Genomic DNA, 12,125 nt, shown 5'->3' with positions numbered 1-12,125 from the left:
GATGTCCAGCAAACCCCACCCCAGCGATCTGATCCGTGCCCGCGACCTCGAAGGCCTCGATGTCTGGACGCTGCCCAGCTTCGACCCCGCGCCCGAACCTGAGCCTGAGCCCGAGCCCGAACCGGTCGAGCAGGAAATCGAGGAAGTGCCGCTGGAGGAAGTCCAGCCGCTGACCCTCGAAGAGCTCGAGGCGATCCGCCAGGAGGCCTATAACGAAGGCTTCGCCACCGGCGAGCGCGAAGGGTTTCACAGCACCCAGCTGAAGGTCCGGCAGGAGGCCGAGCAGGCGCTCGGCGTCAAGCTCGCCAGCCTGGAGCAGGTCATGCAGCACCTGCTCGAGCCCATCGCCGAACAGGATCGGCAGATCGAGAAGTCGTTGGTCCATCTGGTGGCACACATGGCCCGTGAGGTGGTCGGGCGCGAACTGCGCAGCGACTCCACGCAGATCGCCCAGGTGTTGCGCGAGGCGCTCAAGCTGCTGCCGATGGGCGCCGAGAACATCCGCATTCACCTCAACCCGCAGGACTTCGAGCAGGTCAAGGCCTTGCGCGATCGGCACGAGGAGCGTTGGAAGCTGCTCGAGGACGAGGCGTTGCTGCCAGGCGGCTGCCGCATCGAGACCGCCCACAGCCGTATCGACGCGAGCATGGAGACGCGCCTGGAAAAGGCCGTGGCGCAGTTGTTCGAACAGTCCCACCAGCAGACCCTGCATCCGGCCGCGCCTGACCTGGCCGTCGAACTGGACGCACCCGATGCGCCTTGAACGCACCAGCTTCGCCCGGCGCCTGAGCGGCTATGCCGAGGCCGTGAAGCTGGCCGAGCAGCCGGTGGTCGAGGGCCGCCTGCTGCGCATGGTCGGCCTCACCCTGGAAGCCGAGGGCCTGCGGGGTGCGGTGGGCAGTCGCTGCAAGGTGATCAACGACGACAGCTACCACCCGGTCGAGGTGGAGGCCGAGGTGATGGGGTTCGCCGGCAGCAAGGTGTTCCTCATGCCGGTAGGCAGCATCGCCGGCATCGCGCCGGGCGCACGGGTGGTACCGCTGGACGACAGCGGCAGGCTGCCCATGGGCATGGGCATGCTCGGGCGAGTGCTCGACGGTGCCGGCCGCGCGCTGGACGGCAAGGGTGGCATGAAGGCCGAGGACTGGGTGCCGCTGGATGGGCCGGTGATCAACCCGCTCAACCGTGACCCGATCAGCCAGCCACTGGATGTCGGCATCCGTAGCATCAACGGCCTGTTGACGGTAGGGCGCGGCCAGCGGCTCGGCCTGTTCGCCGGTACCGGTGTGGGCAAATCGGTGCTGCTGGGCATGATGACCCGCTTCACCAAGGCCGACATCATCGTGGTCGGGCTGATCGGCGAACGGGGTCGCGAGGTCAAGGAATTCATCGAGCACATCCTTGGCGAGGAAGGCCTCAAGCGATCGGTAGTGGTGGCTTCGCCCGCCGACGATGCGCCCCTGATGCGCCTGCGCGCGGCCATGTATTGCACGCGCATCGCCGAGTATTTTCGCGACAAGGGCAAGAACGTGCTGTTGCTGATGGACTCGCTGACCCGTTTCGCCCAGGCTCAGCGCGAGATCGCTCTGGCCATCGGTGAGCCGCCGGCCACCCGTGGCTATCCACCTTCGGTGTTCGCCAAGTTGCCCAAGCTGGTGGAGCGCGCCGGCAACGGCGAGGCGGGGGGCGGATCGATCACCGCGTTCTACACCGTATTGTCCGAAGGCGACGACCAGCAGGACCCGATCGCCGACTCGGCGCGGGGGGTGCTCGACGGCCACTTCGTGTTGTCGCGTCGGCTGGCCGAGGAAGGTCATTACCCTGCCATCGACATCGAGGCCTCGATCAGCCGAGTGATGCCGCAGGTGGTCGATACCGATCACCTGCGCCAGGCCCAGAAGTTCAAGCAGCTGTGGTCGCGCCTGTCGCAGAGTCGCGACCTGATCAGCGTCGGTGCCTACGTGGCCGGCGGCGACCCGGAGACCGACCTGGCCATCGCCTTGCAGTCCAAGCTGGTGGGCTTTTTGCGCCAGGGACTCGACGAAAGCGTGGGCATGGCGGAAAGTCGTGACCAGTTGGGCACCATTTTCGCCCCCACTTCGGGCAACGGCTAAGCCATGGCCCTGCCCAGTCGTGCCGCGCGCCTGGCGCCCGTGGTGCAGATGGCCGAGGACGAGGAGCGCAAGGCGGTCCAGCGCCTGGGCCAGTTCCAGCAACAGGTGGCCCAGGCCCAGGCCAAGCTGGCCGAGCTCGAACGGTTCCGCGAAGACTACCAGCACCAGTGGATCAACCGCGGCAGCCAGGGCGTCGATGGCAACTGGCTGGTGAACTACCAGCGCTTTCTGGGTCAGCTCGAAACGGCCATGACCCAGCAGCGCCAGAGCCTGACCTGGCACCAGAACAACCTGCGCAATGCCCGCGATGCCTGGCAGCAGGCCTATGCGCGGGTCGAGGGGCTGCGCAAGCTGGTGCAGCGCTATCTGGACGAGGCCCGCCGCGCCGAGGACAAACGCGAGCAGAAGCTGCTCGATGAGCTGTCGCAGCGCCTGCCTCGACAGAGCCCGTTCTAGGTTTTTCGGACAGCCCCTGGATCGCGACTGCCGCTGCGCTTGCGACTACTCCGCTAGCCTGCTACACCTTGTTCATCACACGCCATCAACGAAGGAATCGCGTATGGCCGTCGAGTCCGTTTATTCAGAGGACGAGGAACGATTGACGATAACGGTCAAGGGACGCTTCGACTTCGGTCAGCATGCAGCGTTTCGCGACGCCTACGAGCGCCACGCGCCCAGGCAGGTGGTGGTCGATCTCAAGGACGCCCACTACCTCGACAGCTCCGCGCTGGGCATGTTGCTGATGCTGCGCGATCATGTTGGTGAAGAGTCGGCGCGCATCAGCGTGGTCAACGTCACCGACGACGTGCGCAAGATCTTCGCCATCTCCAATTTCGACACCCTGTTCGACATCAGCTGAGGTCGCCCATGCCCGTGCAATCCGGGTTGCGGGTGCTGGTCGCCGAGGACGGTGCGGCCGATCGCCTGCTGCTCGCTCAAATCGTGCGCCGCCAGGGGCATGAGGTGGTCACCGCGCAAGACGGCGCGCAGGCCGTGGCCCTGTTCAGCCAATGTGCGCCCGATCTGGTCCTGCTCGACGCCCTGATGCCGGTGATGGACGGTTTCGAGGCGGCGCGTCAGATCAAGGCCCTGGCCGGCGAGAGCTTCGTGCCGATCATCTTTCTCACCTCGCTCAACGAAGAGCAGGCGCTGGTGCGCTGCCTCCAGGCAGGTGGCGACGACTTCATGGCCAAGCCCTACAGCGCGGTGATCCTGGCGGCCAAGATCGGCGCTCTGGATCGCCAGCGGCGCTTGCAGGCCACCGTGCTGCAGCAGCGTGACGAGCTCGCCCGGCACCATCACCACCTGCTCAACGAGCAGCGCGTGGCCAAGGCCGTGTTCGACAAGGTCGCCCATTCCGGATGCCTGCACAGCGACAACATTCGCTACCTGCAGTCGCCCTATGCGCTGTTCAACGGCGATCTGCTGATGGCGGCGCTCACCCCTGGCGGTGACCTGCACGTGATGCTCGGCGATTTCACTGGCCATGGGTTGCCGGCGGCCGTGGGCACCATGCCGCTGGCGGAGGTCTTCCATGGCATGACCGCCAAGGGCTATGGCCTGGCGCAGACGCTGCGCGAGATGAACACCAAGCTCAAGCGCATCCTGCCGGTCGACATGTTCTGCAGCGCTTTGCTGGTGGCCCTGCATTACGAGCGTGGCACCCTCGAGGTGTGGAACGGCGGCATGCCTGATGCCTATCAGTTGTCGGTGGACGGCGAGGTAATGGCGAGCCTGCCGTCGCTGCACCTGCCGCTGGGCATTCTGGAGCCGGAGCGTTTCGACGACGCGACCGTGGTCCTGCCGATGGCCCAGGGCGAGCGCTTGTTCCTGTTCTCCGATGGAGTGATCGAGACCGGCAACGCCCAGGAGCGCTTGTTCGGGGTCGAGCGCCTGTGCCAGGTGCTCGCCGCCAACCGCGATCCGCAGCTGTTGTTCGATGAGGTGATGCAGGCGCTGGCGCGCTTCGGTGGGCGACCCCGTGACGACATCAGCCTGTGCGACATCAGCATGAGGCGGCCCGGTGAGTGCCTGCCGATCGAGCTGCCGCTGGTCGATACCACGGGCACCAGCCCGATGGACTGGTCGCTGTCGATGGTCCTGCAGGCCGAGAGCCTCAAGCGGTTCGACCCCTTGCCGTGCCTGTTGCAGCTGCTTCAGGAGATCCACGGCCTGCGCAGCAGTCATGGCGTGCTGCACAGCGTGCTCGGCGAACTCTACGCCAACGCGCTGGAGCATGGGGTGCTGGGGCTGGACTCGCGTCTGAAGCACGATGCGCGAGGTTTCGCCCAGTATTATCGCGAGCGTGACCGGCGTCTGTCAGGCCTGAGCGAGGGCTTCGTGCGCATCGAGCTCAGGGTTGAACCCATTGCCGGCGGCGGACGTCTGACGCTTGAGGTGAGCGACAGCGGCACGGGCTTCGATATCGACGATGCCCTGGCGCATGCGCTGCCGCATCAGGGCCTGAGCGGGCGCGGCCTGCATCTGGTGAGGCGCCTGGGTATCCATGCGCAGTGGCTGGACGACGGACGGCGAGCACGGGTGGAATTCGATTGGTAAAGTGCCGGGTTCGAATCCGCGCGCGGCAAGCTTGATCAAGGAGCGAACAAGTGACACATCAACACATCGATCACAAGGTGCTGAGCGACCTGCGTGAGGTCATGGAGGACGGCTACCTGCAGTTGCTGGAGACCTTTCTGGAGGACTCGGAGCGTCGTCTGAGCCAGTTACACATGGCCAAGGACGCCCAGGCCCTGGGCATGGCTGCGCACAGCTTCAAGGGCAGCAGCAGCAACATGGGCGCGGTGGGGCTCGCCGAGCTTTGTCAGGAGTTGGAGGAGCGTGTGCGGCGCCCGCCACTGTACGGCATCGAGGACCTGATCAACCGCATCGACCTGGAGTTCCTCGAGGTCCAGCGCTTCTATCGCAGCGAGCGTGAGCGTATTTCGGCAGGCTAGCGAAACTGTCTGGGAGAAATTGGCGCGAGTCTTGCTTGACTCGAACACGTCACTCATTCGGTTAACTGGCGTGGAGAGTTTCAATGCCTGTCGCACCCAACCCCTTGCTGCAAGCCGGTACTGCCAAGGCGCCTTCACGCACCTCGGCCGGCATCCCGGAAAAGGCCGCGCAAGCCCCGCAGCGCAAGGGTGACGGCTTCGATCAGTTGATGGCGCGGCAGCAGCAGGCCAAGCTATCGGCCAGTCGCGACCCCTCACCCCAGCCCACGTCCAGGGACAAACCCGATTTCACCCCCAGCGGCAAGAGCGGCAGCGAGCGTTCGCCTACGCTTGCCACCCACGGCAAACCCTTGCCTGCGGCGCGTGACAAGCCCGCCGCAGCGTCCGACACGCAGGTTGCGGAGCACGACAAGGCTCCGGGCGCAGAAGACGCGCAGACGGCCCGTGATACCCAGGATGATCACCCGGCCGACGGTGGTTCGGTAGACGCCCGGCTGGTGGCGGGCCAGGTCAGCGATGCCCAGGCCGGCGCGCAGCTCATCCAGGCGCAGGCCGAAGCGGTGGCGCCTGTGCTGCAGGCTTCGGTTCAGCCTGCCGCCACGCCCCAGCCGGTAGTCCCTGAGGCGCCCGAGGCCGAGGCCAAGGTGGCGACCACCGAGTTCGATCCCGAAGCCGACCCGCTGGCCGACATGCCGACATTGCGGCTGGCGCTGGAACAGAGCGCCCAGGCCAAAGGCACGACCTCGACCCATGCATCGGCGCAGGGGGACAAGGCTCAGCCTCAGGAAGGTACCGTGCAAGGCAGCGTCAATACCTTGGCGAGCCTGCTGGTCGAGGCCGAGGGCGAATCGCCGCGCGGTCAGTCCCAGCATGGCGAGAAAGGTTTCTCGGAGCTGTTGAGCGGTGGCCTGAAGGATCTCAAGAAAGCCGAGGGTGACACCCGTGTCGACGATTTCGCCAACCGTCTCAGCCAGTTGACCCAGGCTGTGACGGCCAAGGCGGCGCCCGCTGCGTCGCCAAGCAACCCGCTGCAGCAGCCTCTGGTCATGAACCAGAACGCCTGGAGCGAAGGGCTGGTGAACCGGGTGATGTACCTGTCCAGCCAGAACCTCAAGTCGGCCAACATCCAGCTCGAGCCTGCCGAGCTGGGTCGGCTGGACATACGCGTCAATGTCGCGGCGGACCAGGCGGCGCAGATCACCTTCGTCAGCGGCCACGCCGGGGTGCGCGACGCCCTCGACAGCCAGTTGCACCGTCTGCGCGAGCTGTTCACCCAGCAAGGGCTGGCCCAGCCGGATGTCAACGTCGCCGACCAGTCGCGCCAGCAACAGCAACAGGCGCAGCAGGGCAGTGCCAATTTCTCCGGCGTGGCGGCGCGGCGCGCGCAGGAGGAGGGCGACGACGCCGAACTCGCGTCGGTGGCGCGCCCGGCCGAGCAGCAAGTGGTGATCGGCGACAGCGCGGTCGACTACTACGCCTGACCCAGAGCGGGCGGCGGTCGTGGCGCCTGCCGCCATTGTCTGCCGCCATTCCTCGTAATCTGGCATAACACTTGCTCAAGCCACGTCATCCCTTCTTGAAAACGCGATGGACGACGGATTATTGGCATGGCGAAGAGCGACGCAGTCAAAGAACCCGCCCCTAAAGGCAAACTCAAGCTGATCCTGATGGTGGTGCTGGCCCTGCTGCTGGCCGTGGGCCTGTCGGTGGGCGCCACGTGGTTCGTCATGCACAAGAGCGAGCCGGCCGCCCCGGCCGATCCGGCGCAGGCCAATGCCAAGCCGGCCGCGATCTACGAGCCCCTGGCGCCGGCCTTCGTGGTCAACTTCAACCAGAACGGCCGGCAGCGCTACATGCAGGTGAGCATCACCATGCAAGGGCGCAACCAGGCCGACCTGGACGCGCTCAAGGTGCACATGCCGGTGATTCGCAACAACCTGGTGATGATGTTCTCCGGGCAAGGCTTCGACACCCTGGCCAGCAGCGCCGTGGGTGAAGAGATGCTGCGCCAGAAGGCCACCGCGGTGGTTCAGGAAGTGGCGCAGAAAGAAGTCGGCAAGCCGGTCATCGACCAGCTGCTGTTCACCAATTTCGTATTGCAGTAGGAGCCGACCGATGGCCGTGCAGGACCTGCTGTCCCAGGATGAGATCGATGCCCTGCTGCATGGCGTCGACGATGGTCTGGTACAGACCGAAAGCGCCGGCGAGCCGGGCGGCGTCAAGAGCTACGACCTGACCAGCCAGGATCGGATCGTGCGTGGCCGCATGCCGACCCTGGAGATGATCAACGAGCGCTTCGCCCGTTACACCCGCATCAGCATGTTCAACCTGCTGCGCCGCTCGGCGGACGTGGCGGTGGGCGGCGTGCAGGTGATGAAATTCGGCGAATACGTGCACTCGCTGTACGTGCCGACCAGCCTCAACCTGGTCAAGATCAAGCCGCTGCGCGGCACCGCGCTGTTCATCCTCGACGCCAAGCTGGTGTTCAAGCTGGTGGACAACTTCTTCGGCGGCGATGGCCGCCACGCCAAGATCGAGGGGCGCGAATTCACCCCCACCGAACTGCGCGTGGTGCGCATGGTGCTGGACCAGTGCTTCGTCGACCTCAAGGAAGCCTGGCAGGCGATCATGCCGGTGAACTTCGAGTACATGAACTCGGAGGTCAACCCGGCCATGGCCAACATCGTCGGGCCCAGCGAAGCGGTGGTGGTGTCGACCTTCCACATCGAGCTGGACGGCGGCGGTGGCGACCTGCACGTGACCATGCCCTATTCGATGATCGAGCCGGTGCGCGAGATGCTCGACGCCGGCTTCCAGTCCGATCTGGACGATCAGGACGAACGCTGGGTCCGGGCGCTGCGCGAAGACGTGCTGGACGTCAGCGTGCCGCTCACGGCCACCGTCGCGCGGCGTCAGCTCAAGCTGCGCGACATTCTGCACATGCAGCCCGGCGACGTGATCCCGGTGGAGCTGCCCGAACACCTGGTACTGCGCGCCAACGGGGTGCCGTCGTTCAAGGCGCGGCTGGGGTCGCACAAGGGCACCCTGTCGCTGCAGATCATCGATCCGATCGGCCGGCGCTGACCGCGCCCCGACCGTTCACCGCATTGCAAGCCTGTCGAGGACTTTATGGCTAACGAAAACGAGATCACCTCCCCGGAGGAACAGGCCCTGGCCGACGAGTGGGCAGCTGCCCTGGAAGAAACCGGCGATGCGGGCCAGGCCGACATCGACGCGCTGCTGGCCGCCGACTCCGGACGTGCGTCAGGGCCGGGCCGCCTGCCGATGGAAGAGTTCGCCAGCTCGCCGCGGCCCAACGAGAACGTCAGCCTGGAGGGTCCGAACCTGGACGTGATCCTGGATATCCCGGTGAGCATCTCCATGGAAGTGGGCGCCACGGAAATCAGCATTCGCAACCTGCTTCAGCTCAACCAGGGCTCGGTGATCGAACTCGACCGCCTGGCCGGCGAGCCGCTGGACGTGCTGGTCAACGGCACGCTGATCGCCCACGGCGAGGTGGTGGTGGTCAACGAAAAGTTCGGCATCCGCCTGACCGACGTGATCAGCCCCAGCGAACGCATCAAGAAGCTGCGCTGAGTGAGGACCATGATCCGAGGTCTGGGTGTGGTCGCTGCCATGCTGGGCAGCGGGATGCTGCACGCGGCGCAGGTCGCGGCTGCGCCGGCGGCCGCAGCGGCCCCTGCCGGCATGGGCGGTCAGCTGTTGCAGATGCTGTTCGGCCTGTTGCTGGTGGTGGGGGTTATCTTCCTGCTGGCCTGGCTGCTGCGTCGCCTGCAACTGGTGCAGCCGCGCGGCGGCCAGGTCATCGAGATCGTCGGCACCCGCGCGCTGGGCCCTCGGGACCGTTTGCTGCTGGTGCAGGTGGGCAAGCAGCAGATCCTGATCGGCCACAGCCCGGGCAGTATCGAGGCGCTGCACGTGTTGGCCGAACCCGTACCGGTGCCGGACACCGCACGGCCGGCGGCGCCTGAGTTCGCCCAGCGTCTGCTCGAACTGATGGGCAAGGACAACAAGGACACCCACCGATGAACGGCGCGCTGCGCTTGACCCTGGCGCTGGCGTTGCTGCTGGCCGCGCCCCTGGCACTGGCCGCCGACCCGCTGTCGATCCCGGCCATCACCCTGAGCAACGGCCCGAACGGCCAGCAGGAATATTCGGTCAGCCTGCAGATCCTGCTGATCATGACCGCGCTGAGCTTCATCCCGGCGTTCGTCATCCTGATGACCAGCTTCACCCGGATCATCATCGTCTTTTCCATCCTGCGCCAGGCGCTGGGCCTGCAACAGACCCCATCCAACCAGTTGCTCACCGGCATGGCGCTGTTCCTGACCCTGTTCATCATGGCGCCGGTGTTCGACCGGGTGAACCGCGATGCCCTGCAGCCTTACCTGAGCGAGCAGATGACCGCGCAGCAGGCCATCGACAAGGCCCAGGGCCCGCTGAAGGACTTCATGCTGGCGCAGACCCGGCAGAGCGACCTGGACCTGTTCATGCGCCTGTCCAAGCGCACGGACATCGCTAGCCCCGACCAGGCGCCGCTGACCATCCTGGTGCCGGCGTTCGTCACGTCCGAGCTCAAGACCGCCTTCCAGATCGGCTTCATGATCTTCATCCCGTTCCTGATCATCGACATGGTGGTGGCCAGTGTGTTGATGGCCATGGGCATGATGATGCTTTCACCGCTGATCATTTCGTTGCCGTTCAAGATCATGCTGTTCGTACTGGTCGATGGCTGGGCGCTGATCATGGGCACGCTGGCGGGCAGTTTCGGCGGCGTCTGATCCCGCCCCAGGAGGTAGTGCATGACCCCGGAAATCGCAGTCGACCTGTTTCGCGAAGCGCTCTGGCTGACCGCCATGATGGTCGCGGTGCTGGTGGTGCCCAGCCTGCTGGTGGGCCTGATCGTGGCGATCTTCCAGGCCGCCACGCAGATCAACGAACAGACCCTGAGCTTCCTGCCGCGCCTGCTGGTGATGCTGGTCACGCTGATCGTGGTCGGCCCGTGGCTGGTGCAGAAGTTCATGGAGTACATGACCGGCCTGTACAGCGGCATTCCGCAGCTGATCGGGTGAGCGGGCGATGCTCGAGCTGACCGCCGCGCAGATCGGCACCTGGGTCGCGACCTTCATCCTGCCACTGTTTCGGGTGACGGCGCTGTTGATGACCATGCCGGTGTTCGGTACGCGCATGCTGCCGGCGCGCATTCGTCTTTACGCCGCGCTGGCCATCACCGTGGTGATCGTCCCTGGGCTGCCGCCCATGCCCGAATTCGAACCGCTGAGCCTGCGCGGCGTGATGCTGTGCGCCGAGCAGATCCTCGTTGGCGCGCTGTTCGGCTTTTCTCTGCAGATGCTGTTCCAGGCCTTCGTGGTGGCCGGGCAGGTGGTGGCGATCCAGATGGGCATGTCCATGGCGTCGATGATCGACCCGGCCAACGGCGTCAACGTGGCGGTGGTCGGCCAGTTCCTCACCATGCTTGTGAGTGTGCTGTTCCTGCTGATGAACGGGCACCTGGTGGTGATCGAGGTGCTCACCGAGAGCTTCACCACCTTGCCCATCGGCAATGCCCTGACGGTTTCCCAGTTCTGGGCGATCGCCGGGCGCCTGGGCTGGGTGCTCGGCGCCGGGCTGATCCTGATCCTGCCGGTGATCACCGCGCTGCTGGTGGTCAACATCGCCTTCGGCGTGATGACGCGCGCGGCCCCCCAGCTGAACATCTTCTCCATCGGTTTCCCTTTGACCCTGGTGCTGGGCATGGGCCTGTTCTGGATCGGACTGGCCGATATCCTGTCGCACTATCAGCAGTTCGCCAGCGAAGCCTTGCAATGGCTGCGTGAACTGGCTCGGATGCGCTGACCATGGCCGAGAGCGAGAGCGGTCAGGACAAGACCGAAGAGCCCACCGACAAACGCAAGCGCGACGCCCGCGAGAAGGGCGAGATCGCGCGCTCCAAAGAGCTCAACACCTTCGCCATCACCCTTGGCGGTGCCGGAGCCTTGCTGGCGTTCGGCGGCTACCTGGCCGAGACGCTGATGACTCTGATGCGGGTGAGTTTCAGCCTGACGCGAGAACAGTTGGTGGACGAGCGCTCCATGGGCATGCTGCTGCTGGCCTCGGGGAAGATGGCGATCTGGGCCACCCAGCCGATCCTGGTGCTGCTGTTCGTGCTGTCGTTCGTGGCACCAATCGCGCTGGGCGGGTTCATCTTCTCCGGCTCGCTGTTGCAGCCCAAGTTCAGCCGCATGAACCCCTTGTCGGGGATCAAGCGCATGTTCTCGCTCAATTCCGTCACCGAGCTGGTCAAGGCCATGGCCAAGTTCTTCCTGGTGCTGATCGTGGCCCTGGCAGTGCTGGCCAACGACCGCCAGGCGTTGCTGGCGATCGCCAACGAGCCCTTGGAACAGGCGATCATCCACAGCGTGCAGGTGGTCGGGTGGAGCGCGTTGTGGATGGCCAGCGGGCTGTTGCTGATCGCCATGGCCGACGTGCCCTTCCAGTTGTGGCAGACCCACAAGAAGCTGAAGATGACCAAGCAGGAGATCCGCGACGAATACAAGGACCAGGAAGGCAAGCCCGAGGTCAAGCAGCGTATCCGCCAGTTGCAGCGTGAAGCGTCTCAGCGGCGGATGATGGCGGCGGTGCCGGAGGCCGATGTGATCATCACCAACCCGACCCACTATGCCGTGGCGCTCAAGTACGACCCGGAGAAGGGCGGCTCGGCGCCTTTGCTGCTGGCCAAAGGCACGGACTTCCTGGCGCTGAAGATTCGCGAGATCGGTCAGGAGCACAAGGTGCAGATCCTCGAGTCGCCGGAACTGGCGCGGGCGATCTACCACTCCACCGAGCTCGAGCACGAAATCCCCGCCGGGCTGTACCTGGCGGTGGCTCAGGTGCTGGCCTACGTGTTCCAGATTCGCCAGTACCGCGCCGGTCGCGGCAAGGCGCCGGATCCACTGAAGAAGGACCTGCCGATTCCGCCGGACCTGCGCCGCGATAGCTGACGGCCCGCTCGCCGCGCCAGCCGCTGCCCGTC

General features: G+C 65.5%; 15 protein-coding genes. All 15 read left to right on the top strand.

All coding sequences use genetic code 11. The features are described 5' to 3' along the window. Position 1 precedes the first annotated feature (1 nt). Positions 2-763, top strand: a complete 762-nt coding sequence (gene fliH, locus IAE34_RS08295; RefSeq protein WP_200138436.1) for a flagellar assembly protein FliH — start codon at positions 2-4, stop codon at positions 761-763. Continuing rightward, positions 753-2,114 (top strand): flagellar protein export ATPase FliI, encoded by a 1,362-nt coding sequence (gene fliI, locus IAE34_RS08290; protein ID WP_200138386.1) that lies wholly within the window; start codon positions 753-755, stop codon positions 2,112-2,114. Before fliH ends, fliI begins: the two co-directional genes overlap by 11 nt. Positions 2,115-2,117: 3 nt before the next feature. Further along, complete coding sequence (fliJ, locus tag IAE34_RS08285) at positions 2,118-2,570, top strand: flagellar export protein FliJ (protein ID WP_200138385.1); 453 nt, start codon at positions 2,118-2,120, stop codon at positions 2,568-2,570. A gap of 103 nt (positions 2,571-2,673) precedes the next feature. Continuing rightward, complete coding sequence (locus IAE34_RS08280) at positions 2,674-2,973, top strand: STAS domain-containing protein (protein WP_200138384.1); 300 nt, start codon at positions 2,674-2,676, stop codon at positions 2,971-2,973. Positions 2,974-2,981: 8 nt separating this feature from the next. Next, a complete protein-coding gene (locus IAE34_RS08275; protein WP_200138383.1) occupies positions 2,982-4,673 on the top strand; it encodes an ATP-binding SpoIIE family protein phosphatase in 1,692 nt (563 codons plus the stop codon). Between the two features lie 50 nt (positions 4,674-4,723). Then, positions 4,724-5,071, top strand: a complete 348-nt coding sequence (locus IAE34_RS08270) for an Hpt domain-containing protein (protein WP_200138382.1) — start codon at positions 4,724-4,726, stop codon at positions 5,069-5,071. Positions 5,072-5,154: 83 nt separating this feature from the next. Then, positions 5,155-6,552 carry a flagellar hook-length control protein FliK gene (locus IAE34_RS08265; protein ID WP_200138381.1) on the top strand — a complete coding sequence of 466 codons (1,398 nt, stop codon included), beginning with the start codon at positions 5,155-5,157 and terminating at the stop codon, positions 6,550-6,552. A gap of 126 nt (positions 6,553-6,678) precedes the next feature. Beyond that, complete coding sequence (gene fliL, locus IAE34_RS08260) at positions 6,679-7,176, top strand: flagellar basal body-associated protein FliL (RefSeq protein WP_200138380.1); 498 nt, start codon at positions 6,679-6,681, stop codon at positions 7,174-7,176. Between the two features lie 10 nt (positions 7,177-7,186). After that, positions 7,187-8,155 carry a flagellar motor switch protein FliM gene (gene fliM, locus IAE34_RS08255; RefSeq protein ID WP_200138379.1) on the top strand — a complete coding sequence of 323 codons (969 nt, stop codon included), beginning with the start codon at positions 7,187-7,189 and terminating at the stop codon, positions 8,153-8,155. Positions 8,156-8,200: 45 nt separating this feature from the next. Continuing rightward, positions 8,201-8,668, top strand: a complete 468-nt coding sequence (gene fliN, locus IAE34_RS08250; protein ID WP_200138378.1) for a flagellar motor switch protein FliN — start codon at positions 8,201-8,203, stop codon at positions 8,666-8,668. A 9-nt stretch (positions 8,669-8,677) separates the two neighbouring features. Beyond that, positions 8,678-9,121 (top strand): flagellar biosynthetic protein FliO, encoded by a 444-nt coding sequence (gene fliO / locus IAE34_RS08245; RefSeq protein ID WP_200138377.1) that lies wholly within the window; start codon positions 8,678-8,680, stop codon positions 9,119-9,121. Next, a complete protein-coding gene (fliP, locus tag IAE34_RS08240) occupies positions 9,118-9,873 on the top strand; it encodes a flagellar type III secretion system pore protein FliP (protein ID WP_200138376.1) in 756 nt (251 codons plus the stop codon). The genes fliO and fliP overlap by 4 nt, the downstream gene beginning before the upstream one ends. A 21-nt stretch (positions 9,874-9,894) precedes the next feature. Then, positions 9,895-10,164, top strand: coding sequence for a flagellar biosynthesis protein FliQ (fliQ, locus tag IAE34_RS08235; RefSeq protein WP_200138375.1), 270 nt, complete (start codon positions 9,895-9,897; stop codon positions 10,162-10,164). Between the two features lie 7 nt (positions 10,165-10,171). Further along, positions 10,172-10,948: a flagellar biosynthetic protein FliR gene (gene fliR / locus IAE34_RS08230; RefSeq protein ID WP_200138374.1), complete on the top strand. Its 777-nt coding sequence runs from the start codon at positions 10,172-10,174 to the stop codon at positions 10,946-10,948. A gap of 2 nt (positions 10,949-10,950) precedes the next feature. Next, positions 10,951-12,093: a flagellar biosynthesis protein FlhB gene (flhB, locus tag IAE34_RS08225; protein ID WP_200138373.1), complete on the top strand. Its 1,143-nt coding sequence runs from the start codon at positions 10,951-10,953 to the stop codon at positions 12,091-12,093. Positions 12,094-12,125: the final 32 nt, after the last annotated feature.

Origin of the sequence: Pseudomonas sp. S30, assembly GCF_016518545.1 — a bacterium.
Classification (GTDB): Bacteria; Pseudomonadota; Gammaproteobacteria; order Pseudomonadales; family Pseudomonadaceae; genus Aquipseudomonas.
The sequence above is the reverse complement of the archived record's forward strand: the minus strand, read 5'-3'. Positions and strand labels throughout refer to the sequence as shown.